Raw genomic sequence first — 23,435 nt, forward strand, 5'->3', positions numbered from 1 at the left:
TGCTTTCGTGCTAACTTGCTACGGTTAAGTACAAACGTTAACTTTCAGTCATGCAATCCCAAGCTACCTCTCATCTTCTAATGATTCGTCCTGTTCGTTTTGCGTTCAATGAACAGACAGCCGAATCGAATGCGTTTCAGAATACTGAACTGTCAGCGCAAACAAAGGATGTGGCTCAAGAAAATGCCTTACGCGAGTTCGACGAGATGGTACGTCAGCTACAGGCTTTTGGCGTCGACGTAGTGGTTTACGAAGACACGCTTACCTCCCATACACCCGACTCAATTTTTCCAAACAATTGGGTGTCGTTCCATGCTAGCGGAACGGTTGTTCTTTATCCGATGCAGGCTGAAAACCGTCGGCTCGAACGGCGGCAGGATATTATTGACGACCTGGCCAAACAATACCACGTCGCCAGAATTGTTGATTTAACTCACTTTGAGCAGGAAGGAAAATTTCTGGAAGGTACTGGTAGTCTGGTACTCGACCGGATGCATCGCGTTGCCTTTGCTAGTCTGTCACCCCGTACTGATCCAGACGTATTAGCGGAGTTCGCCCGTCAGACTGGCTATCGAACCGTTTCGTTTCGGTCAGCCGATGCAAATGGCCAGGCTATCTATCACACAAATGTACTACTATGCATCACCGATACGTTAGCGATCGTCTGTCTGTCAGCCATTAGCGATCCCGATGAGCGGTTGATGGTACGTCAGGAGCTGGAGCGGTTAAACAAGCGTATTGTTGATATTTCGCTGGTTCAAATGGACAATTTTGCCGGTAATATGCTTATGGTTCAGGCCAGGAAAGGCCAAAAATTACTGGTTATGTCAACGCGTGCTTTCGAGTCACTTACCCCCAAGCAGATTGACATCCTGGACGATTATGCTACCCTGCTTCATGTTGATCTGCCTACGATAGAAAACGCGGGCGGTGGTTCGGCCAGATGCATGATGGCCGAAGTGCATCTGCCGGAAAAATAGAGAGCGATGTAGTATAGTGCATCCTAGCTGCGCTTTTCGCACCTTGACAATCAACTCGATCACCAACTAAACGATCCCGTCGTACGATCGAAAGTCAGCTAACAAGTAAAGTAGACATTAATTATTTTTTATTTTTGCTTGCACATACAAATATAACATTTACCTTTGTTGTCAGAGTTTGGAAATGAAAGGTATGACCGAAGAACAAATCCTCCTTACAGCTGGCGAGGAAAAAACTGCATCACGTTTTAGTGCCTGTTTACTATTCTCAGCAAATGCCCTGGCGCGTGCGATTACAGCTATCGGAGACGAAGAATTTGGTCGCTTTGGTTTATGTTACTCACATGCTTATTTGCTATGTGAAGTCGTAGCTCAACCCGGTATAAGTCCATCGCAATTAAGCGAAACCTTATACCTGACCCCTTCAACGATCACACGATTGGTTGAAAAACTAGAATTGAAACGGTTGGTCAGACGGGAATCGGAGGGAAAAAAGACCCTCATTTTTCCAACGCCAGAAGGCGAAGCCTTACAACCTGAAGTGTCAAAAGCCTGGGATCAGGTTGGAGCACGTTACTCTCAGATACTTGGTGATACGAATGTTTGCCAGCTGACGCAACAGGTACTCAAGGCCGCTAAGACACTGGGAGAAGATTTCTAAAAATTTTATTACGAAAATTGCTTGCACATACAACAGAACGATAGCCATGAAAACGAACGAAGAAACCATAGGACTCGCAGCCGGAAACGTAACAAATACGACGAAGGACATTTGCCGCTCGCTGGCTGAAAAGGGAATTTCGGCTATTGTTGTTCAAAAAGAAGCGCCTTCTACCGAAACTGACGATGCCCCTCGTCACTGGTCAGGACAGCCGGGTAAAGACTTGTTTTTCAACGGCTGGAAACTACTTTTTTGACACAGAATTGAGCACCACCGCTAAGCAAGAGGTGCTGTTGCCAATTTAGCTCTGTCATTACAGCCACCAACGTAGCGACATTTAAACGCAGGCTTTGCCTATTCATACTAAGTGCTCACATCGAGCACTTTTTTTATGACTAAAATTATATACTTAACTCTTTTGGTAACGCTCACACTTCCCTACCTTACGTCTTTGAAGCAACCCCTTAGCCGTAAATCGTGTATTCAATAATGCTGATAAATACCCATTACGTATGAAAACAATAAACATAACCCTTATGCTCATCTCGGCGCTCCTGATGGGTCGAACCAGTTACGGTCAGGCTGGTCTTGTGGGCAACGGGCAAATTGTTAAACAGCAACGTACGGTTGGAAGCTTTACCAAACTGGCAGTACGTATTGGCCTGCGTGTACGAATCACGACCGGTGACGCTGGTAAGGCTGAATTGGAAGGCGAAAGCAACATTCTCGAACACGTAGTAACCGATGTCAAAAACGGGCAGTTAACGGTTATGCTATCCGATAAGCAGTCGTTTAAGCAAACAAAAACGGTGACGGTGACCATTCACGTACCCAAACTCGATCAAATTCTGGTCAGTACGGGTTGCTCTCTGGAATCGGAACTACCCATCCAGAGCGAATCGTTGGTTACAACTGTCGAGACAGGCAGTCGTCTGAAAGCTACATTTTCTGCTAAAAGACTAAATCTCACCGTAAAGGAAGGATCGCAGGCTACTGTGCAGGGGACCGCTACGGATGCCGATATTCGCCTGTCGGGCGCGGGTAAATTAGAGGCCGATAAATTAAACATTACTCGGGCTACCGTGCAACTCGACGGAGCTAGTAACGCCACTATTCACGTTACAGAAACCCTCTCAGCCTCGGCAGAAGGGGTTAGCGTACTCACCTATTCCGGTAATCCAACCGTAAAGTCGCAGGAAGCAACGGGATTATCAAAGATCCGAAAACAAGGCTAACACTGAATACGAATCGATGACACCAGCCATAAAAAATAAATTCCTCATTCTTATACCAGCCTATTGGGCTTGCCTGTTCGACGAAGCCATCACGATTGTTCATCAACCAGCCGCCTATTGGAATGGTAATTTGAACCGAGCCAATGAAGCGAATCCCATAGGGGCGCTATTCATGAAGAGCCACGTTTCCGGTATATTTTTACTTTCGATTCTCTGGTTAATTGCAATCGGCGTTATTGGTTATTTCTTGCCCCTCAGGTATCTGAAAATCTTTGCTGTTTTCGTATTACTGGCTCACACATGGGGAGCCGCAAGCTGGCTTAGCCAATTCTATGGCTTTTGGTATGTGATATTCTTTGTGTTAATCAATTCAATTCTATTTGTCAGGATAGACGAAGTCTATTCACGGCGTTTACAGGGGATAGCGCATAGATAAAGACCAAATGATGGGATTCCCAACAACGCTTCTAGTTTAATTTGGTCCCGCTGGGGTCAAATCAGAGAAGTTATAAGTAAATAAGTAAGTGTCTCAACGTATGTTTTTAGTCCAACGTAACAAAAATGGCGACGCCCAAGCGGTCGTCGCCATTCTGAAAACCCACTCTATGAGAATTTTAACGTTGTACGCTTACCGACTTCCCAGCGGGAACGAATAACCAATTGTTGCCTGGGTCAGAACCTGCTTGTAATTCGAATTGAACCCGTTGTTCGTGTTGCTTAGCTCATACAGCCCACGTACTTCAATAATAGCGTGACCTGATCCAGCTTTTATCGCTGCTCCAACGCCCGCAGCAGCTCCATAACTGAAGCGGTTACTTAGTCCATCAACGGGCAGTTTTTTACCGCCCGAACTAGCGCTGATCAAATACGAACCATAGGGACCGATGTTGACAAAAAACCGATGACCGGCATAAGATCCCGTCGAAATTTTGAGGAACAGTGGTATTTCAACATGATCACCAGCACTCGTTATGCGCGCGCCAGAGAACGGCTCCGTAATTTTCACACTATAGCGCGCGTAGTTCACCTCGGGCTGAAATGAGAATGTACCAGCACCCAGATTAAATGTCAACCCTCCTACGAAACCGATAATTGGATCGAACAAGGGATGCTCTTCAGTAAATAGTTCATACGTAACACCCCCACGCACGCCTATGCGAGTCCCCGAGGTATTAGCCTTTGAATTCATACTTTGTGCCTGACCAGTTGAACCAGTTGGTTGTGAAGTGCTATAGTCACTCGTCCGCTGTTGCGGCTGATCAGCAGTAGTCGCAGGTAGTGTAGCCGGAGCGGTAGATGATGATTTTTTATTATAGCCATGGTATTGGTCATAGAGCTCCTGCTGCCGGTTCGTACTGGTTGTTGACGTTGGTTGCGTTGTCGTACCGCTTAGTTGCGCAAACAAAGAATTCATCGTCAAAGTAAGTAAGGTTAGAAACGCATAAACGATTTTCACCGATTTCATAGTTGGTAAATTAATTATGTAAGATTAGTCGCTAAAGTATTAAAATCCTCAACACATCTGAGCAAACGGTCGTTGTGTTGACTTTACGGTGTGCTTTACTAAACATTTTAGGGGCTAGTCAAGTAGATGGAAGAGTACATAGGTAAATTTAGATACCCCGTCATTTCCTTACCTGACCACCAGAATGAAAACTGAACACCAACGCATTGCCCTGATTACAGGTGCCAATAAAGGAATCGGTAAAGAGATTGCCCGGCAATTGGCACAACGTGGATTTGCCGTTTTTATTGGTGCCCGCGACATCACAAAGGGCAGAGAGGCCTCGGACGAGCTTTGCCAGCAAGGCTATGAGTCTACCTTTATCCAGCTCGACGTAAACGACCCTGTTAGTATCCGTACAGCCTGTGGTACGTTCTCGCAAAAAGCGGAGCATTTAGACGTATTGATCAACAACGCAGGTATTCTGGAAGATCATGGCGAAGATATTCTCAAGCTAAACACGGAAATGCTCGAACGAACGCTAAAATCGAATGTGATCGGACCTATCCTGGTAGCGCAGAATTTTCTGTCATTCCTGCAAAAAAGTCCGCAGGGTGGACGTATCATCAACATATCGAGTGGGGCTGGCGCGCTGAAAAATATGAACACGTACGCTCCGGCTTACAGTATTTCTAAAACAGCGCTGAATGCCGTAACAAAGCAGTTCGCGGGTGCGCTCAACGGCCAGAATATTGCCGTTAACTGTGTCGATCCAGGCTGGGTTCGTACGGATATGGGAGGCCCTCAGGCAAGCCGCCCAGTCGAAAAAGGAGCGGAAACAATCGTGTGGCTGGCGACCGAAGCCTCTCAGACTGAAACAGGTAAGTTCTGGCACGACAAGAAAGAAGTAGATTGGTAGGGTTTAAAGTGGATAATATCCCAGACAGCGTCAACTTTTAAGTACCTGATTTTGTTACCCTAACAGGGCAGATACTGTTTGATCTGTTATCTTTGCGGCTTCATTTGGCCGTCACGCTATATTTCTATTATGTTATCCATCAGTAATTTACAAGCCGTTATTGGCGACAAGCAAATACTAAAAGGTCTCGATCTGGAAGTTAATGCCGGTGAAGTTCACGCAATTATGGGGCCCAATGGCGCCGGTAAGAGCACATTGGCATCGGTCCTGGCAGGTCGTGAAGATTATGAAGTAACGGGCGGTAGCGTATTGTTCGAGGGGAAAGACCTTTTAGAAATGGCACCTGAAGAGCGGGCCGCTGAAGGTATCTTCCTGGCATTTCAGTACCCGGTAGAAATTCCGGGGGTTAGCACAACCAACTTTCTGAAAACAGCTCTCAATGAAATTCGCAAACATCGTGGTCAGGACTCACTCGATGCTGTGCAGTTTCTGAAGCTGATGAAAGAAAAGATGAAGCTCGTTAACATCGATCAGTCCTTGCTGAGTCGGTCGTTGAACGAAGGCTTTTCGGGGGGGGAGAAAAAACGGAACGAAATCTTTCAAATGGCCATGCTTGAACCAAAACTGGCTATTCTAGATGAAACCGACTCCGGTCTGGATATTGATGCACTACGTATCGTTGCTGACGGCGTCAATCAACTTCGTTCGCCAGAACGGGCTACGATCGTCGTAACGCACTATCAGCGGCTTCTGGATTACATCGTACCAGATTACGTACACGTACTGTATAAAGGCCGGATCGTTAAATCAGGTCCGAAAGAGCTAGCTCTTGAACTGGAAGAAAAAGGTTACGACTGGATCAAAGCCGAAGCTATATAAATCAGTGAAAAGTGAAGAGTGAAGAATAGCGGATCGATTGTTCTTTTCTGTATTCTTCACTCTTCATTCTTCACTCTTCACTGAAAAAAATGACTCCCTCCTACGCATCCTATAACGATTTTAAAAACCAGTTGCTGACGGCTTTCCGAACGAACGAAGAGCGGATGAACGGGGCTAGTAAGACGCCAGTGCATCAACTCCGCCGGTCAGCCCTTAAGCAATTCGACCTATTGGGTTTCCCCACCATTCGACACGAAGAGTGGAAATACTCCAATGTCAACGGACTGCTTAAGGAAGCCTTTGCACTTGACGAAACTACTACGTTAACGGCCGAAGATCTGGCTCCGCTGGAAATTCCGAACCTCGACGGGAATATTCTATACTTTGTCAATGGTCGCTACCATGCCGAACTTTCACGGCTTGTTAGCCCAACCGATCAAGTACAGATCACGAGCTTTGCCGAAGCACTCAAAGCAGACCCTGATTTTATCGAGTCGCATTTTGCTCACTACGCCGACTACCAGGAAAATGCCTTTACGGCGCTGAACACCGCTTTGGCGACAGATGGCGTTGTAGTACGTGTACCAGACAACACAACTGTCGAGCAGCCAATTATTCTACGATTCATTACCGACGCTCGCGATAAAAGTATCGCGTCGCAGCCACGCAATCTGATTACGGTCGGCAAAAATGCGGAAGTAATGATGGCCGAATCCTATCGAACGCTAGGCGAACAAGCCAGTTTTGTGAATGTAGTTACAGAGATCGTGCTTGGCCGCGATGCCCGGATGCAATACTATAAGGTACAGAACGAAACCGAAAAAGCGTATCACATCGGTACGACGCAGGTAAATCAGACCGACAATAGCCACTTCTATTCGGCTACCGTTACGCTCAACGGTAATTTCGTTCGTAATAACCTGAACATCGTACTCAACGGTCAACACGCTGAAGCGTTCATGTATGGCTTGTACATGCCTAACGGTCGGCAACATGTGGATAATCACACGCTCGTCGATCATGCGATGCCCAATTCGTACAGTAACGAATTATACAAAGGCATCCTCGATGATAACAGTACAGGTGTGTTTAATGGTAAGATTTTTGTCCGTCCTGACGCACAGAAAACCAACGCCTACCAGTCTTGCAAGAACGTAGTGCTGTCGCCGGGAGCTTCAATGAATACGAAACCTCAACTGGAAATCTTCGCCGACGACGTAAAGTGTTCACACGGTACAACCACGGGGAAACTTAACGACGAAGCATTATTCTACATGCGATCGCGCGGGATTCCCAAAGACGAAGCCCGGACATTATTGCTTTACGCCTTCTCGCAGGATGTTTTGAGCCAAATTAAAATTCAACCAATCCGGGAATACCTGGAGCGCGTAGTAACCGAAAAACTAGGCGAATAATTTTTACGGACAGAAAGTTCAATAAGCGTGGTTGGAGCACTCTGGTGAGTATACTCCAACCACGCTTATTCAGTTATAAAGCCTCAAAAGCCAGTTGCTATTTACCCTATCCTTTATTTTTTCGCTTTGGGATGGGCCTGATCGTAGGTTTTCTTGAGTTGTTCGAGACTGGTGTGCGTATACACCTGCGTAGCGGCCAGACTGGTGTGTCCCAGTAAATCTTTAATGGCATTCAGATCAGCGCCCCGATTAAGCAGGTGCGTAGCAAAGGAATGACGTAGTACGTGAGGGCTCTTGGTTGAAAGCGTTGTTACCAGGGCAAGGTTCCGCTGTACAATGCGCTGAATCAGCATAGGGTAGGCCGCAACTCCTTTGTCGCTGACCACCAGGCAAACGCCATCGGCCTGTCCCGAAAATTCCTGTTCTTTTAAACGAATGTACTGTTGAATCAGCTCAAAAAGTGGTTGAGTCAGCGGAATAATACGGTGCTTGTTTCGCTTGCCCAGCACGATGATGGTTTTCTCATACAGGTTGACATCTGTTGTTTTTAGACCGAGCAGTTCACTTAGCCGAATGCCCGTTCCGTACAACAATTCAAGAACCAACTTATCCCGCATCCCTTCAAACGTATCGGGAAATTCAATGTCGTTCAGGAGCATCTCCATCGGTTTCTCTTCGACGTACTGCGGCAGTCGTTTGCTAGCTTTCAGGGACTGAATTTTCACCATAGGGTCAGCCGTAATGACTTTCCGACGTAGTAGAAATTCGTAGAAGGTACGTAACGTAGCAATCTTGCGATTCACCGACGATTTATCCATTTCACCTTCAACCATACTCACGATCCACGACCGGATATGGCGGAAGTCCGCTAGTTCAGGTTGGCTGACATTGCATTCGCCTGCCAGGAACAGACTGAACTGCTCCAGGTCTTTCGTATAAGCCGTCAGCGTGTGGTGACTAAGCCGCTTTTCATAGCGAATGTGGGTGAGAAAATCATCGATAATCATAGCTGAACCAAAGTGTTTGCAGGATTCGAAACCGCTCAGGGTTTACTAGTACAATACGTATTAATCCCCAAAATCATTGTTGTGAAAATGCTGCGAGGCAGTCCGTGCGATTTAAGTAAACAAAAAAGCAGCAAACATTCCTGTCTGCTGCTCCCTTATTCGAATTGGCACATACTAATCGCTGACTGCGCATTCAGTGATTTAAGCCCAATTGCGTACCACCGGCTTTTCTATTGCTCGGTGTGATTGCCATACATTCTTTCTTTGTAGGCAGCCTTAATAACTTCCGTGCGACGCTTTACCGACGGTTTTTGGAAAGCCGTCCGCGACCGCAACTGCCGTAACACGCCCGTCTTCTCGAATTTCTTCTTGAAGCGCTTCAGAGCTTTGTCAATCGACTCGTTGTCTTTTACGTTAATGATAAGCATGTTTAAATATGGTATTTAGCTAAAACCGGACGGCAAAGGTAATAGTTTTGCAGGTATGAAGCAAGCGATTATTGACTTAGGTACCAACACATTTCACCTGTTTATCAGTGAAAAAAGCGATGATACGTATCAAACATTATTCCGCGAAAGCCGACCCGCCAAAATCGGTCAGGCGGGTATTAATCAAGGAATCATCACGGAAGATGGAATTACCCGGGCCTTAGGCGTATTGACCTACTTCCGACAGGTACTTGACCAATACGGTGTTTCTCCGGAACAAGTTATTGCGATGGGTACCAGTGCCATTCGGGTAGCGCGCAATCAGCAGGAATTTACTGATCGTGTGCGGGAAGCTACGGGTATTACGATTCGGGTCATTTCGGGTGATCAGGAGGCCGACTACATTTACAAGGGTATCCGGGCGGCTGGGGCGCTGGATGCGGAGACAGCCCTGATTATGGACATTGGTGGAGGCAGCGTTGAGTTTATTCTCGGCAATCAGTCGCGGATTTTCTGGAAACAAAGTTTTGAGATCGGCGGACAGCGACTCCGCGAACGGTTCATGTCTACTGACCCCATCAGTTCGGGCAGCATCCGCCGACTTCACGATTATTTTCAGGAGCAGCTTTTACCACTTGCCAACGCCATCCACCAGTATCAACCGGCGGTATTGGTGGGCTCCTCGGGTTCATTCGATACGTTGGTCGATATGTGGTATATGCATGAACAGGGGCGCTTGCCCAATCCTGAACAAGTTACATTTACGTTGCCTGTTACTGAATTTTACCGCGCTTATGAGTTGCTTATCACAAAAAATCATGCCGAGCGAATGCAGATTCCGGGCATGATTGAACTTCGTGTCGATATGATCGTGGTAGCTGTTTGTCTGATCGACTACGTACTAAAGACCTATAATGTTTCACAGATCCGGACGTCAACGTATTCCTTAAAAGAAGGCGTTTTGGCCTCGCTTGCTGATTAGTTTAAACCCCTAAAGTCGCGGGCGACTTTAGGGGTTTTGGGTTCTATTTGTTCTACGGCTTATCCCACCAGAGCGGTGTCGATAACACTACGTCGGCTGGTACGTTCTTGCCGTTTTTCGAGATTTCGGCGTTTGGGTAAGCGACACGCCGGATAAACGCAGTACCGAGCGCAGCATTGAGCGGTAACGTAAAGCCCTTGTATTTGTAATCAAACCGCCGGGCATCGTTCCAGGCTTCGGGATTCAGATACGTGGCTACGTACTTCTCCTTGAAAATTAGATCGAGCGTTAACGCATCCGCGCCCACACTAACTGACTTATCGTTGACATACGTATCGCGGGCCGCAGTTGCTACGCCGAATTTATCCATATTGGCCCGAATGCCCGCCAGGTACGCCGTATACGCTCTCGCTTTATCGCCAGCGCGGAAAGCGGCTTCGGCTTCTACAAACTTCATTTCGGCATAAGTGGCAATAAACAACGGTGAAGCGTCGCCCGACCAAGGTGAATTTAGTGATATATAGACTTCGTCTTTCACCGTGTTATTCCCGCCTACATTGCCCTGCCCATTGCGCGTACCGACATACGTACCGTTCACCGTTTTGTCGGTGATTTTTTCGATACGTGGATCGATGATACCATACGTAGTACCATTCAATTGATTGACCAGTTGATTGGACAGCCATCCATCAAGCACCAGTTGGGCATTATTACGCGCCACCGTAGCCCACGGACTTCGTAACTGATAGGAAGCCATCTGAGCATCGTCGGCATTGGCAGCGTACGATTTCGATACCGCGTCGAGCACATCAGCCGGTTTGTATGTACTCTTTTTCGATACTTTGTTGAGCATTCGGGCTTTCAGCGCATTCGCCGTTTTGATCCAGGCCGTGTTACTCCCCTTGTGAATCAAGTCGTTGGCAGCTGCCAGTTTTATTTTCGAGTCGGTTTTGGCCAGTTCGGTCAGCGATTCGTTGAGCAAACCGAGGGCGGTCGTGTACAGTGTTTCTTCCGAATCGTACGTGGGTGTTAACGTAGTGCCCGTAAAGGCATTCGAGAATGGCCCTGACCCGAACGTATCCGCAATCAGATTGATGTGATACGCCAGCATGACATCGGCCACGCCTACGTAGTCCGTCGCACCCTGTTCCTGCGCTTTCAGCTTCATGTCGCGCAGGTCTGCCATCGCAAAATAAATATAATCCCAGGTGCCGGTATAGTCCGTAATCTGGTATGTATCGGTTTGTCCACCAGCGCCGGGGTTTGCCAGATACTGCACAAAATAGGACGTAGTATTAGCCACCCGTTGCGAACTGTAAGCTGTTTTCTGTGTCGTAGTCGACAACAGCGAATTGAGGGGCGGATTGCTGATTAGATTGGGATTACTTGCCATATTGAAGTAGTCCTCTTTACAACCACTCGCGCCCACCAATAGGGCGATCATGGTCAGTGCGATATATTGGGTACGTAGTTTCATGATGTCGTTTCAGGGATTAAAAGCCAGCGTTTAGGGTAAACAGGAAACTCCGTACGGCGGGGTACGTAAAACCCGTGAAGCCGTCAATGTTACTACCGGCATTGGTCGAACTGGTTTCCGGATCGTAGCCCGTATACTTCGTCCAGAGAAACAGGTTATTACCGGTTACGCTAAACGACAGGTTCTTGATGAGTTTGCCTTTCAGCAGCGACGTGGGCAAGGCATACGATAAACTGGCCGACCGCAGCCGATACCAAGAAGCATCTTCAACGAAGTTTTCCGAAGAGCCCCGGTGTACGTTCCGGTAGAAGCCAATCCCGTAATCAACGCCATCCGGCCCTTTGCCCTGACCCAGCCAAACCGGCTTGGTATTGCGCGATCCGTCGGCCAGAACGCCATCGAACACAATGGTTTCGTTCCGATTTTCGGACTCTTTAGAAATGCCGAAGGCCGAGAACCAGTTGGCCATCTGGTTATACCGTTCCTGCCCTACCCGGGCATCGAACAAGGCCGAGAATGTGAAATTCCCGTACCGTAGCGTATTGTTCAGACCACCAATCCAGTCGGGCTGTGAGTTGCCCAGAATTTTCTGCGTGGTGTTGATCACCGGAAAACCGTTGGAGCCGATCACGATGGGGCGGCTCCGGTCAAGCTCGGGCGATGCGTTAGCTTCGGCAGGCGTAGCGTAGTACCGCTGATACGACCGGCCGTACAGATTTCCATAGGCATAACCCGGCACCAGTCGCATCGTTACGGTCGAGTTGGCATAACCCGATTGGCTGGCGTAGTTGATTTCGGTCAGACCTTCGCGCAGACTCAGGATACGGTTGCGATTGGCCGAGAAGTTCAGATTTACATCCCAGTTGAACTTACTCGTCCGAATGGGCGTAGCACGAAGAATCAGTTCAATACCCCGGTTACGCATCGAGCCGGAGTTGATGGCGGCATTCACATAACCCGTTGTGGACGTTACGTCGACCCGAATAATCTGGTCTTTACTAAGCGAATTGTAATACGTAAAATCCAGGCCTAACCGGTTATTCAGGAAGCCCAGTTCAACACCAGCCTCGAACGTATCGGTAAACTCGGGTCGCAGGCTGGGATCGCCCAGCAGTGAACCCCGCGTAAACCCGGTTGTGCCCGATGGTAGTACCGTATACGGCGAATAACCCGTAATGGTCGAATAGGGAGCGGCATCTTTCCCGATCTGCGCGTACGACGCTCGGAACTTACCCAGCGAGAATACTTCGGGCAGTTTAAACTGTTGCGAGAAGATGTACGACAGGCTGGCCGATGGATAGAAGAACGAGTTGTTCGGCGCCAGCAGCGACGACGTCTGGTCGTTACGTCCGGTCAGCGTCAGAAACAGGTAATCTTTCCAGTCGAGGGTCAATTCACCGAAAATACCCATCAGGTGGTAATCTTCGTTGTTCTGGCTCGGTACAACAGTGCGGGCGTTGCGCAGGTCGAAATAGTTATAAACGGCCAGTTCGGTTCCTTCAGCGCCAAACTCACGAATGCGCCGGTCGTAGAGGTCATGCCCCAGACGTAGCGTCGTGTTCAGGTTTGCGCCGAACTTTTTGTTCGCACTCGCCGTAAAGGTCGACGTAATGGCCCGAAAGCTGGAATTGTATTGATAAACAAAGCCTAACGCGTTGTCTTCAAGTACACGTTCTCCGGCAATACCCTGCGGACCGGGAGCCGTTCGCAGGCGGTTGTCACTATACGTATCCAGACCCGCCCGATAGCTCAACGACAGCCAGGACGTTGGGTTGTAAAGAAAATTCAGCCCACCCACCAGACGGTTTACGTTGTCGCGAAGTTTGTTGGTCATGGCTCCATAAATCGGGTTACCATTTCCGTAGGTTTTATACGTACCGTCGGCGTTCAGGTAATCACGTATGTCCCAGCGGGGCGACCAGTAGCTCAGACTTTCGTTAAACCGGTCGGCATTGTACCGATCTCCGCCCGAATTGATGAAGTTGAGGGAGGAGCCGATGCTAAACCGATCACTGATCTTGGCATTCGTATTGAGCCGCACTGATAGCCGGTTGAAATTGGTGAACGGAATCACGCCTTCGTGACGCAGGTGCCCGATAGACGTGAGGAACGTAAGCCGTTCATTACCCCCCGTAAACGACAGGTTATTCTGCCACTGACTACCTGTATTGAACGCATCCTTGTAGATATTATACAGTTTTTCGGGATGCGTCGGATCAATTTTACGGGCTTCTTCAACGGTTGGTCCCCACGATGGAAAGAAGTCCTGCGGGTTGTATACGCCCGAAAAACCAATCGTGTATTTGTCCTGTGTTTCCGGGATTTTATTGACGTTTTCGAAACCATACGTACTGCTGAAGTTCGTACGGATCGCCCCCGCTTTTCCCGATTTTGTCGTGATGACGACTACGCCATTGGCCCCGCGCAAGCCATAGAGAGCCGTAGCCGCTCCCCCTTTCAGAATATTCATCGACTCAACATCGTCGGGGTTAATATCACCGGCCCGGTTCGACATACCACGTAAACTGGCACCCGAATTGGTCGTTCCCACCGACGTGCTGTTATCGAGCAAAATACCGTCAACAACAAACAACGGCTGGTTATCGCGGCTTACGTCGAGCGAGTTAATTCCCCGAATCAGGATACGTGCCCCCTGCCCCGGTGCGCCCCCGGTGTTTGTAATCGTTACACCCGCCACTTTCCCCTGTAGGGCGTTAACCAGGTTCGTCTGCCGGTTTTGCGTAATCTCGGATGACGTAACGCCCTGGGTAGCATAGCCCAGGTCTTTTTTCGGGCGACTAATACCAAGGGCTGTAACGACGACCTCATTCAGCATTTTGTTGTTGTCCTTCAGCGATACGTTGATACTCGTTCGATTGCCTACGGTAATTTCCTGACTTTCATAACCGATGTAGCTGAAGACCAGAATCGTATTTCCGCCATTGGTCCGAATCGTATACCGGCCATTTTCGTTCGTTTGTGTTCCGGATGAGGTTCCTTTTACCGCTACGTTCACGCCGGGCAGCGGAGTAGCATCGCCATCTGACGTAACGTTGCCGCTTACTTCAATCTGTTGCGCCAAAACAAGCGACGAACAGAAGAGTAAAGTAAGGACAGTACAGACTCGTAAGAGTTTCTTCATGTTTGAGTAGTTAAGAAATGATTAAAAAATAAACAGACAAATTTAGGCTTTACGTAAAGTTTTGCAAGACCGATCAATAAGCGAATGTTCTTCGCTGAATAATCACAAAAGCCACATTTATTGTTTATCACTCAGAATCAGGTCATGAGGAATCGAGTTATTCTTTGCTGACATTAATTTTTTTATAAAAGTTGTATATACAACTTTTTGCGGTAGTTTTAACCGTATGAACACCGAAACGTATTGTATAGCCGGAAGGCTGCGGATGCTGGCACGCGTTGCGACCGGTTTGTATAACGATGCATTTACGGGAGAGAACGTTACGTTCGCGCAGGCAGGGTTGCTCATGCACATCTTTGCCCAGCCGGGTATACGTCAGTCAGCGTTGTCAAAAACCTTACAGATCGAGAAGTCAGCGATGAGCCGGGATGTGCAGCTAATGTATAAGAATGGCTGGTTAACAGATAACCGCCGGGGGCTATTTCTGACGGAAGAAGGCAGCTTATTGGCTAAACGATGTCACAAAATCTGGAAAGAATTAAACCAGCGCGTTCATGCTGAACTTGGTCCTGAGGCTGTGAATGGGCTAACACTTCTGTCAGAATCTTTATTGACTAAACTTTTATCCTGATCGTCTATGAAAACTGAATTTGTTAGTCAGATCTGGCAACTGAGCCAGGGGCCAGCCTTAGGACCAACACGCAAGCTGACACCAGCCAACTACCGCAATCGGCTAACTCCGGAAACGGCTTCGGCCGGTTTTATTGCTTTACATACAGCAGAGGTTATGCACCGATTTGCCAATATTCTTTTCGATCACCCGATCAATATACCGATTCAGACAATGGGGGGTGTTTCGGACGAGGGTAGCCCGCTCAATCTTCCAGCCGTTCAGCAACTGGTTGAGGACAGTTTTGCTATGATCAGCGACCAGATTCAGCATCTGCCCGATGCAGCCTGGGCGGAAACCGTTACGTCACCATTCGGCGAATTGCCACGCTTGCAGGTGCTAATGTTTTTGATCCATCACAATTCATACCACGCCGGGCAACTTGCGCAGGCGGTAAAAAAAGGGCGGGTATTCGGTCTGACCGTATCAACATTATGAAACCAGCTTTCTTCAAAACCGACCGCCGGGAATCGACTAAATCATGGTGGTTTCGGACATTTCTGAACTGGTATCCGATGTATTTCGGAACGGGTGGTAAAATTCTGTTCTGGTCGGCCGACTGGCAGGAAGTTCATGTGCGGCTACGACGTAACATCTGGACCTATAACTACGTCGGTACTATTTTTGGGGGTAGTATGTTCTCCGCCACTGATCCGTTTTACATGGTAATACTGTTTCGGATTTTAGGCGATCAATACGTTGTCTGGGATAAGGCTGCCAGTATTCGTTTCCGAAAGCCGGGGCGTCGGACACTTTACGCTCGTTTTGAACTAACCAACGAACAAATCGAAACCATTCGGCAGGAAGTAGCTGCCAACTCCCAGACGGAGAAAACATTCACCATACAATGGCTCGATGAAGACGGCACCGTGTACGCCGAACTCGAACGGTTGTGCTACGTTGCCGACAAACAGCACTATGAGCAACGGAAAAACGATCGGCAGCAATCCCGTTTTCAGCGAAACTAACAAATGCATTAACCAGCCGCTATTTAATTAAAAGAGAGCCTATAGACTTGATATCTATAAAGTTCAATGCGTCTGCTCAGATACATCCAGAGTTAATTGTACTTATCTCAGCCTTGTTGAATAACTATGATTATGTTAGTCGATTAAACTCGGAAACCGATAAAATCTATACTATCTACCTTTCAAAGAATCGTTATACATCTCCCGTTTGATTTCGTCTAATTCTGTAGAGGGAAACTTCTTCGTACTAATGTCGATAATACCATGTCCCCATCGTTTGTTGTTACACTCAACCCCACTGTGAAAACGGCCATTACTGTCGAAACCTAACGATAGGTAAACTTGATCTTTCCGCTTTAAGTCCAGTTGCAAGGGTTCATCAGTAGAGTGAGGTATGTGAGACCCTTTGAAAGGAACATAGGCCCGAATATGAAAAACATAGATATTATTCTGTTTGCCTATAACGAACTGCCACTCTGTTTGCGATTGATTTAATTTAGATAGTTCACCCGAATAGAAGAGATGATTGTAAGTTGGCCCTAGATACGTTTTTTTGAAAGGAACCTCAAGAAAATAACCTAGATTTACGGCTAAGTTCCAATCGAGTTGCTCTTGGCGTACATAACTTCCCTCTCGTTTGTACTCATGCTGAGCTAACCAGCTTTGCGCTTCCTGAATCGATAGATCATATTCAGGCGGTAAATAGTATGGTAGTGGTTTACTCGCTTGCTGGAGAATCGCTTCTGGCAGCACCTTCTGGGTGCAACTCCAACTAACCAGGCATAAACAAAACAATATGTTTTTAATAGCCATTTTCTGTTATATAAGTGGCATGGCTGTTGCAAAAGTCGAAACGACTGCGAATTGACTTGGTAAACGGGCTGTTTTATCTACTGATTAGGTCTGTAATCAGCTCACAATTTAAGCCTATCTAAACCTAGTCAGACTTTTGCAACAGCCACTGGCATTATGTTAACTCAGTCTGCACAAGCACAACTCATTGGGAAAAGAGCTGCGTTTATTTCCGATGGATTGTCATGGCGGCAGCCTGCGCGGAGGCCAGGATGGTCAGGTCGGCGATGGTAACGTTAGCAGGAGCTGTAACGGCGTATACAATGGCATCGGCAATATCTTCGGCGGAGAGGGGCGTAAAACCCTGATAGATTTTGTCGGCCCGCTCGGTATCTCCTTTGAAACGTACTACTGAAAACTCTGTTTTAACAGCTCCCGGCGCTACGTTCGTTACTTTAATACCATGTTGTGTCAGGTCAAGGCGCATGCCTGTGCTCAAGGCTTCCACAGCGGCTTTGCTCGCGCAGTAAACGGCTCCATTGGCGTAAGTTTCCTTGCCCGCAATCGAACTCAGGTTCACGACATGACCCCGTTTGCGATCGACCATACCTGGAATAACCGCTTTCGATACGTAGAGCAGTCCCTGTACGTTGCCGTCGATCATCTGATCCCAATCGTTCGGATCGCCATCCTGAATAGCTGACATACCATGCGCGTTACCGGCATTATTCACCAGAATATCAATCGCTTTCCACTCTTCGGGCAATGAACGAACGGCGTCATCGACGTCGATAAACTCGCGGACGTCGAAGTTTAGCGTTGTTACGTCGGTTTTTGAGCTTAACTCAGTTTTCAATTCGTCTAAACGATCCTGTCGACGGCCGCAGAGAATCAGGCGGTATTCAAGGTCAGCGAAAGCTTCGGCGGTAGCGCGGCCAATGCCGGATGTAGCACCAGTGATAAGAGCAATACGGGACATAAAATCAGCGACTAGTTTTTTCGCAAAGATAAACGGGTTCTCATACCGTTATTGACTATAAAGGGTCAAAAGTGATCAAGATTGGGAAAGGGGCGTCCGAAAAAACAAAAACCTGACCGCGTCTGCCTCGTCTACAATTGCCGATCACACTTGACTACATCTGACAGTAGTCAAAAACACAGCAGGAAGGAACCAATAATACCTTAATTTTTTTCTGACAGAGTAAGACCCCTTTACTCTACTGCTTTATCAGCTCATGAATCATTTGCATCAAGCGTTTAGCGTTCGGTTTACCTATAACGTTTTTTTCACCGAACAACTTTTCGGCCATACGAACCCACTTTTCGGCGATTTTCTCAAGCAACAGGCAACTGATGAAACCCGGAAAAAGCTGCTGTTTGTCATCGACTCAGGTGTTGTGACGGCACAGCCTACTTTATTGGCAGACATTAAGCATTATTTTGCTCAAGATGCTGATTTTATTGAGGTTATAGATGACCTAGTGATTATCCCAGGTGGTGAGGATGCTAAAAATGAACCAGCTTTTGTTGAAAAAATCGTAGATGCTGTCGACCGACACGGCATTGATCGCCACTCTTACGTAGCAGCGATTGGGGGCGGGTCGTTGCTCGATCTGGTTGGGTATGCAGCCGCTATTTCGCATCGCGGAATCCGCCACATCCGCATTCCCACTACGGTGCTTTCGCAGAATGATTCAGGTGTTGGCGTTAAAAATGGCGTCAATTATCGGGGCAAGAAAAACTTTCTGGGTACGTTCGTTCCACCGGTTGCGGTATTCAACGACAGTACGTTCCTGACGACACTTGACGACCGGGACTGGCGCTCGGGAATCTCCGAAGCGGTTAAGGTAGCGCTGATCAAAGACACCCAGTTTTTCGAAGAGATCGAAGCCAATGCACAGGCGCTTGCCGCACGCGATGCCGCTGCCATGCAAACGCTCATTCACCGCTGCGCTCAGATGCACCTGGACCATATTGCGAGTGGTGATCCGTTTGAGATGGGTTCGTCGCGCCCCCTGGATTTTGGTCATTGGAGCGCACATAAGCTGGAGCAGCTGACCAATTTCGAGATCCGTCATGGCGAAGCCGTTGCTATCGGTATTGCGCTGGATACACTCTATTCGCAGCAGCTCGGCTGGCTCACCGAAGCCGAAACGAACCGCGTTCTGACAACGTTACGGACGCTTGGTTTTTCGCTCTATCATCCGATGCTCGATGCTAATAAAAGCGCGGGCATTTTAAAAGGACTCTCTGAATTCCGGGAACATCTTGGCGGTAAGCTGACGATCATGCTTCTGAAACGTATTGGCCTGGGCGTTGAGGTCCACGAAATGGATACTGAGCTTATTCGACAGGCAATTGCTACGTTGCGTAAGTATGAATTGTCTACTACGGTTTAGTTTTTTATTAATTAAAGTTTCTACTAGTGAACACAGAGCCCCGAAGGACACAGATTTTTTGTCAATTTCTTTGTGTTCTCCGGGGCTCTGTGTTCAATAACGTTTTATGAAAACGCCACTCGGCCACCTTGGCTATTGCACCAACATTCACGCGGGCGAAACCTGGACCGACCATTTTGCCGCGTTGCAACAGGCCATTCCTGAATTGAAGCAGCGGCTATCACCCGATGCATCGTTTGGAATTGGCCTACGCCTATCGAACGTAGCGAGTGAGGAGTTGGAGCAACCCGAAAACTTAGTGGCCTTTCAGCACTGGCTGGCCGAGAACGATTGCTACGTATTTACCATGAACGGCTTTCCGTTCGGCGGATTTCACGATACGGTTGTCAAAGATCAGGTTCATGCGCCCGACTGGACAACCGAAGCCCGGGTCGAATACACAAAACGACTGTTTCGAATTTTGTCGATACTGCTACCTGTCGATGAACTGGGCAATGCTATTCAGGGCGGTGTCTCTACCTCGCCCCTCTCCTACCGCCACTGGTTTGAGTGGGAACAGCCCGCTGCCCGGGATTATATTTTTTCGCAGACAACCCAGAACGTACTCGACGTAGTGGCCGAATTAATCCGGCTCCATCGACAGACCGACCGGTTGATGCATCTCGATCTGGAACCTGAGCCCGATGGCGTCATCGAAACAGCAGATGAGTTTATCACCTGGTTTACAGACTATTTGTTGCCAATGGGTATCGAACAGATCAGCGATCAATTTAGTCTGACAGACGAAGAAGCCGAGGCAACCATCTGCGAACACGTTCGCTTATGCTACGACGTATGCCATTTTGCAGTAGGTTACGAACGCCCGGCTGAAGTGCTCGACAAATTGAAACAATATGGGCTGCGTGTTGGTAAAATTCAGATCAGCGCGGCTTTAAAAGCAGAATTTCCGGCAACCGACGAAAATCGCGAAGCCGTTCGGCAAGCGTTCGGGCAGTTTAATGAACCAACGTATCTACATCAGGTGGTAGCTCGTACAAAATCAGGCGAATTACTGCGTTTTCCGGATTTACCCGAGGCACTAGCCGCTTTCGACGATACGCACGCAGAATGGCGGTCTCACTTTCACGTACCGCTTTTCGTGAACGATTATGGAGTTCTACATTCAACGCAGGACGACATTCGGGAAGTCTTACAGTTGCAGGCCGATCGGCGATTCACCAACCAGCTTGAAGTCGAAACCTATACGTGGGGCGTATTGCCGGATGATTTGAAAAAAGATCTTGTTGATTCGATTGAACGAGAAATGAAGTGGGTGCAGCAATTTTCCTGAGTACAAAATCGCTATTTTGCGTTAAACTCCTCTTTTATGCAAAAAACAGTAGTAATCGACGTAGTAGGGCTATCCTATTCGCTGATTGGTGAACATACTCCTTTTCTGAAACAATGGTTTGCCAGCAAGCATCAGGCTACTATTGATCCCATGCTTCCGGCTGTCACTACGTCTGTCCAGTCAACCTACGTAACGGGGAAGTGGCCGAGCGAAACCGGTATTGTCGGCAACGGCTGGTATGACCGTACTGACTCGGAAGTGAAGTTCTGGAAACAATCGAATAAGTTGGTTGGCGGAGAAAAAATCTGGGAACGAGCGAAAAAGATTGATCCTACGTTTACCGTCTCGAAAATGTTCTGGTGGTACAACATGTACTCCAGCGCCGATTATTCCGCGACGCCCCGCCCGCAATATCCTTCGGACGGAATGAAAATTCCGGATTGCTACACCCAGCCTGGCGACCTACGCGATAAACTTCAGAAAGAACTCGGTACGTTTCCGTTGTTCCAGTTCTGGGGACCAGCTACCACCATCAAAAGCAGTCGCTGGATTGCTGATGCGTCGATGCTGGTTGATCAGTGGCACAACCCTACGCTTACGCTGATCTACTTGCCCCATCTGGATTACTGTTTGCAAAAATTCGGTGGTCCCGCTTCTGGGCAGGATTCTTCGAAGATTGCAAACGACCTCCGCGAAATTGATGACGTTTGCCGCGACCTGATTCAGTTTTACGAAAAGCAGGGCGCTGAAATAATTGTCCTTTCAGAGTATGGGATTACGAACGTAAGCAAACCCATTCACATCAACCGAATTCTACGCGAAGCGGGCATGATCCGTTACCGAGAAGAACGTGGACTGGAATTGTTCGATGCGGGTGCCTCACCGGCTTTTGCTACGCCCGATCACCAGATTGCTCACGTTTACGTAAACGACCCAACGGTATTCAACAAAGTGCGTTCACTACTGGAAAAGACGCCGGGCATTGAGTTGGTGCTGGACAAAGAGCAACAAAAGAAATACCACATCGACCACGAGCGCTCCGGAGATTTGGTTGTCATGGCCGATGCGGATAGTTGGTTTACATATTATTACTGGCTTGACGATGCACGTGCCCCGGATTTTGCCCGGTTGGTGGCCATCCATCAGAAGCCTGGTTACGATCCCGTCGAGATGTTTATGGACCAGACCAATCCGCTGATTAAACTCAAAGCGGGCTATAAACTGGGACGAAAATTGCTCGGCTTCCGGTATCTCATGAACGTAATTTCTCTGGACGCTACGTTAGTCAAGGGATCGCACGGACGGATTGGCACAGCCACAGAGCACCACCCCGTTTATGTTAGCAGTCAGAATGTAGGCAAGTCGCTGTTAGCCACGGACGTATACAACAAAATCTGGGAGATGCTGGCCGTTAATAAACTCGAAAAACAGACGAAGTAAGTTATTGGTTATTTAGACGAAAGGACGTAATTTAACTGTATGAAAACCCTCGTCGCCCTCCTTCTGTTGGTCTCGGCCTGTACGTCGAACCGATTGCCGCAGGTAAACGCCCCGGCCGATGGTGCCGAGTATTATCAGGTTGGTCAGCCTTTAGCCGTGGCACAGAATAGGCTGTACCCAGACCCGCAGGGCGGTCTGGGCCACTCACAGGACCCCGATATTCGCGTAACGGATATCCGACTGACAGCCACTTATACAGTTCTGTATATGACGTTTGGCAAAGATCCTAACGACCGGAATAACAACTATTACGGTTCCAGCAGTATTTCCTTCAACCCAAAAGCCGTTCTGGCCTCAGCTGACGGCAAGCGGACATACGCCCTGCTCAAAACAGAAGGCATTCCCATGACGCCAGATTCACGTGAGATAAAGAATGACGAAAAGGTTCCATTTATTCTTTATTTCGAGCGATTGGATAAAGGTGTCGAAACGTTCGATCTGTTTGAGTGCAAGAGTGATAATGTGAATTCTTGCTTTAACGTAGCGGGGATGAATCTTCACAATCCGACAGATTCTTCAAGTTCATCGCAAAAGTAAAGCACATTTTTTCTATATATATCGTAGATCTATACACCGAATCAGGCAATCTGACGTTAAAAAGGTATTGCTAATACCCAGAAGTTTATACCTGATTATGCCTCTTTTTGCCCCTATCAATCGTCGAGTACGCGTTTCGTTTATCTCCATACTTTTTATTGCCAGCTTGTTTTTTAGCGTCTTTAGCCTCGCTCAGCTTAATCTAACTCACCGATTACTTAGTGGCTATTTTCTGAGTGCTGACGCCCCCATCAATAAAGGCAAACCAACTCTATTTGTATTCGAGCAGGCAGATACGTTCGAGCAGGTTTTCAAACCGGCCACTACGATGCGTAAACGACCTGACGTACCGAATTTTACGAAAGAAATGGTCGTTGGTATCGCGCTTCCCGCCACGAATAAACCGCCTAAATTGTCCGTTAGTAAACTATTTGTGCAGGACTCAACGCTTACGGTACGTTACATACGTGTGACCGACACGACGTTTACCAATAATCCGCAGTCGTTCACAACGCAACCCATGCTCCTGGTCGCTATCCCAAAGCAGACTGTGTTAAAAACCAAGCTAGTCGAAAATGGGCGAGTGTTGCAGACGATGAAGAAACAGGAAGACAGGTAGTGATTCACAAAGGGATGTCTTTTTATGCTAAACTTGGCATTCGATCTTGGC

24 protein-coding genes are annotated in these 23,435 nt (G+C 47.9%); 17 read left to right on the top strand and 7 right to left on the bottom strand.

What is annotated here, in order from left to right; all coding sequences use genetic code 11:
- The first annotated feature begins 50 nt into the window (after positions 1 to 50).
- The 5 genes from ctlX (at position 51) to IC230_RS28630 (ending at position 3,312) form a co-directional block, all read left to right on the top strand.
- Positions 51 to 980: a citrulline utilization hydrolase CtlX gene (ctlX, locus tag IC230_RS28610; RefSeq protein ID WP_191042501.1), complete on the top strand. Its 930-nt coding sequence runs from the start codon at positions 51 to 53 to the stop codon at positions 978 to 980.
- Positions 981 to 1,173: 193 nt separating this feature from the next.
- Complete coding sequence (locus IC230_RS28615; protein ID WP_191042604.1) at positions 1,174 to 1,641, top strand: MarR family winged helix-turn-helix transcriptional regulator; 468 nt, start codon at positions 1,174 to 1,176, stop codon at positions 1,639 to 1,641.
- Positions 1,642 to 1,687: 46 nt separating this feature from the next.
- The gene (locus tag IC230_RS28620) at positions 1,688 to 1,897 is read left to right on the top strand and encodes a hypothetical protein (protein ID WP_191042502.1); all 210 of its coding nucleotides are present in this window, start codon (positions 1,688 to 1,690) and stop codon (positions 1,895 to 1,897) included.
- 256 nt (positions 1,898 to 2,153) lie between these two features.
- Positions 2,154 to 2,876 carry a head GIN domain-containing protein gene (locus IC230_RS28625; protein ID WP_191042503.1) on the top strand — a complete coding sequence of 241 codons (723 nt, stop codon included), beginning with the start codon at positions 2,154 to 2,156 and terminating at the stop codon, positions 2,874 to 2,876.
- 16 nt (positions 2,877 to 2,892) lie between these two features.
- The gene (locus IC230_RS28630) at positions 2,893 to 3,312 is read left to right on the top strand and encodes a hypothetical protein (protein ID WP_191042504.1); all 420 of its coding nucleotides are present in this window, start codon (positions 2,893 to 2,895) and stop codon (positions 3,310 to 3,312) included.
- A gap of 192 nt (positions 3,313 to 3,504) precedes the next feature.
- On the opposite strand, the gene IC230_RS28635 is transcribed toward IC230_RS28630, so the two are convergent.
- Positions 3,505 to 4,341, bottom strand: a complete 837-nt coding sequence (locus IC230_RS28635; protein ID WP_191042505.1) for a porin family protein — start codon at positions 4,339 to 4,341, stop codon at positions 3,505 to 3,507.
- Between the two features lie 184 nt (positions 4,342 to 4,525).
- Here IC230_RS28635 and IC230_RS28640 point away from each other — a divergent pair, with 184 nt between their 5' ends.
- The 3 genes from IC230_RS28640 (at position 4,526) to sufD (ending at position 7,533) form a co-directional block, all read left to right on the top strand.
- Positions 4,526 to 5,239 (top strand): SDR family oxidoreductase, encoded by a 714-nt coding sequence (locus tag IC230_RS28640; RefSeq protein WP_191042506.1) that lies wholly within the window; start codon positions 4,526 to 4,528, stop codon positions 5,237 to 5,239.
- A 129-nt stretch (positions 5,240 to 5,368) separates the two neighbouring features.
- The gene (gene sufC / locus IC230_RS28645) at positions 5,369 to 6,118 is read left to right on the top strand and encodes a Fe-S cluster assembly ATPase SufC (RefSeq protein WP_191042507.1); all 750 of its coding nucleotides are present in this window, start codon (positions 5,369 to 5,371) and stop codon (positions 6,116 to 6,118) included.
- A gap of 89 nt (positions 6,119 to 6,207) precedes the next feature.
- Entirely contained in the window at positions 6,208 to 7,533 is a 1,326-nt protein-coding gene (sufD, locus tag IC230_RS28650; protein ID WP_191042508.1) for a Fe-S cluster assembly protein SufD, read from the top strand.
- Between the two features lie 113 nt (positions 7,534 to 7,646).
- Here sufD and IC230_RS28655 read toward each other — a convergent pair whose 3' ends face one another.
- Positions 7,647 to 8,540 (bottom strand): tyrosine-type recombinase/integrase, encoded by an 894-nt coding sequence (locus IC230_RS28655; RefSeq protein ID WP_191042509.1) that lies wholly within the window; start codon positions 8,538 to 8,540, stop codon positions 7,647 to 7,649.
- A gap of 230 nt (positions 8,541 to 8,770) precedes the next feature.
- Positions 8,771 to 8,968 carry a 30S ribosomal protein S21 gene (rpsU, locus tag IC230_RS28660; RefSeq protein WP_018622005.1) on the bottom strand — a complete coding sequence of 66 codons (198 nt, stop codon included), beginning with the start codon at positions 8,966 to 8,968 and terminating at the stop codon, positions 8,771 to 8,773.
- Between the two features lie 55 nt (positions 8,969 to 9,023).
- On the opposite strand from rpsU, the gene IC230_RS28665 reads away from it, so the two are divergent.
- Positions 9,024 to 9,950: a Ppx/GppA phosphatase family protein gene (locus IC230_RS28665; RefSeq protein ID WP_191042510.1), complete on the top strand. Its 927-nt coding sequence runs from the start codon at positions 9,024 to 9,026 to the stop codon at positions 9,948 to 9,950.
- Positions 9,951 to 10,002: 52 nt separating this feature from the next.
- Here the strand turns inward: IC230_RS28665 and IC230_RS28670 are convergent, their stop codons facing one another.
- Both IC230_RS28670 and IC230_RS28675 read right to left on the bottom strand, forming a co-directional pair.
- A complete protein-coding gene (locus tag IC230_RS28670; protein WP_191042511.1) occupies positions 10,003 to 11,427 on the bottom strand; it encodes a SusD/RagB family nutrient-binding outer membrane lipoprotein in 1,425 nt (474 codons plus the stop codon).
- A 16-nt stretch (positions 11,428 to 11,443) separates the two neighbouring features.
- Positions 11,444 to 14,569, bottom strand: a complete 3,126-nt coding sequence (locus IC230_RS28675; protein WP_191042512.1) for a SusC/RagA family TonB-linked outer membrane protein — start codon at positions 14,567 to 14,569, stop codon at positions 11,444 to 11,446.
- Between the two features lie 226 nt (positions 14,570 to 14,795).
- Between IC230_RS28675 and IC230_RS28680 the strand changes: the two genes are divergently transcribed.
- Genes IC230_RS28680 through IC230_RS28690 form a run of 3 tightly spaced genes read left to right on the top strand, consistent with a single transcriptional unit; the run spans position 14,796 to position 16,207 of the window.
- Positions 14,796 to 15,200: a MarR family winged helix-turn-helix transcriptional regulator gene (locus IC230_RS28680; RefSeq protein ID WP_191042513.1), complete on the top strand. Its 405-nt coding sequence runs from the start codon at positions 14,796 to 14,798 to the stop codon at positions 15,198 to 15,200.
- A 6-nt stretch (positions 15,201 to 15,206) separates the two neighbouring features.
- On the top strand, positions 15,207 to 15,677 hold the full coding sequence (locus tag IC230_RS28685; protein ID WP_191042514.1) for a DinB family protein: 471 nt from the start codon (positions 15,207 to 15,209) through the stop codon (positions 15,675 to 15,677).
- Positions 15,674 to 16,207, top strand: a complete 534-nt coding sequence (locus IC230_RS28690) for a DUF4442 domain-containing protein (protein ID WP_191042515.1) — start codon at positions 15,674 to 15,676, stop codon at positions 16,205 to 16,207. The genes IC230_RS28685 and IC230_RS28690 overlap by 4 nt, the downstream gene beginning before the upstream one ends.
- Positions 16,208 to 16,378: 171 nt before the next feature.
- Here the strand turns inward: IC230_RS28690 and IC230_RS28695 are convergent, their stop codons facing one another.
- Together IC230_RS28695 and IC230_RS28700 are read right to left on the bottom strand one after the other, a co-directional pair.
- Entirely contained in the window at positions 16,379 to 17,020 is a 642-nt protein-coding gene (locus tag IC230_RS28695) for a hypothetical protein (RefSeq protein ID WP_191042516.1), read from the bottom strand.
- 205 nt (positions 17,021 to 17,225) lie between these two features.
- Positions 17,226 to 17,978 (bottom strand): SDR family NAD(P)-dependent oxidoreductase, encoded by a 753-nt coding sequence (locus IC230_RS28700; protein WP_191042517.1) that lies wholly within the window; start codon positions 17,976 to 17,978, stop codon positions 17,226 to 17,228.
- A gap of 256 nt (positions 17,979 to 18,234) precedes the next feature.
- Here IC230_RS28700 and IC230_RS28705 point away from each other — a divergent pair, with 256 nt between their 5' ends.
- The 5 genes from IC230_RS28705 to IC230_RS28725 all read left to right on the top strand — a co-directional run bounded on the left by IC230_RS28705 (position 18,235) and on the right by IC230_RS28725 (position 23,384).
- On the top strand, positions 18,235 to 19,398 hold the full coding sequence (locus tag IC230_RS28705; RefSeq protein ID WP_191042518.1) for a 3-dehydroquinate synthase: 1,164 nt from the start codon (positions 18,235 to 18,237) through the stop codon (positions 19,396 to 19,398).
- A gap of 106 nt (positions 19,399 to 19,504) precedes the next feature.
- On the top strand, positions 19,505 to 20,728 hold the full coding sequence (eboE, locus tag IC230_RS28710; RefSeq protein ID WP_191042519.1) for a metabolite traffic protein EboE: 1,224 nt from the start codon (positions 19,505 to 19,507) through the stop codon (positions 20,726 to 20,728).
- Between the two features lie 36 nt (positions 20,729 to 20,764).
- Complete coding sequence (locus IC230_RS28715; RefSeq protein WP_191042520.1) at positions 20,765 to 22,168, top strand: alkaline phosphatase family protein; 1,404 nt, start codon at positions 20,765 to 20,767, stop codon at positions 22,166 to 22,168.
- A 39-nt stretch (positions 22,169 to 22,207) separates the two neighbouring features.
- Positions 22,208 to 22,765, top strand: a complete 558-nt coding sequence (locus tag IC230_RS28720) for a hypothetical protein (protein WP_191042521.1) — start codon at positions 22,208 to 22,210, stop codon at positions 22,763 to 22,765.
- Between the two features lie 97 nt (positions 22,766 to 22,862).
- Positions 22,863 to 23,384, top strand: a complete 522-nt coding sequence (locus IC230_RS28725) for a hypothetical protein (RefSeq protein ID WP_191042522.1) — start codon at positions 22,863 to 22,865, stop codon at positions 23,382 to 23,384.
- Positions 23,385 to 23,435 lie beyond the last annotated feature (51 nt).

This window comes from Spirosoma validum (assembly GCF_014699035.1).
Classification (GTDB): domain Bacteria; phylum Bacteroidota; class Bacteroidia; order Cytophagales; family Spirosomataceae; genus Spirosoma; species Spirosoma validum.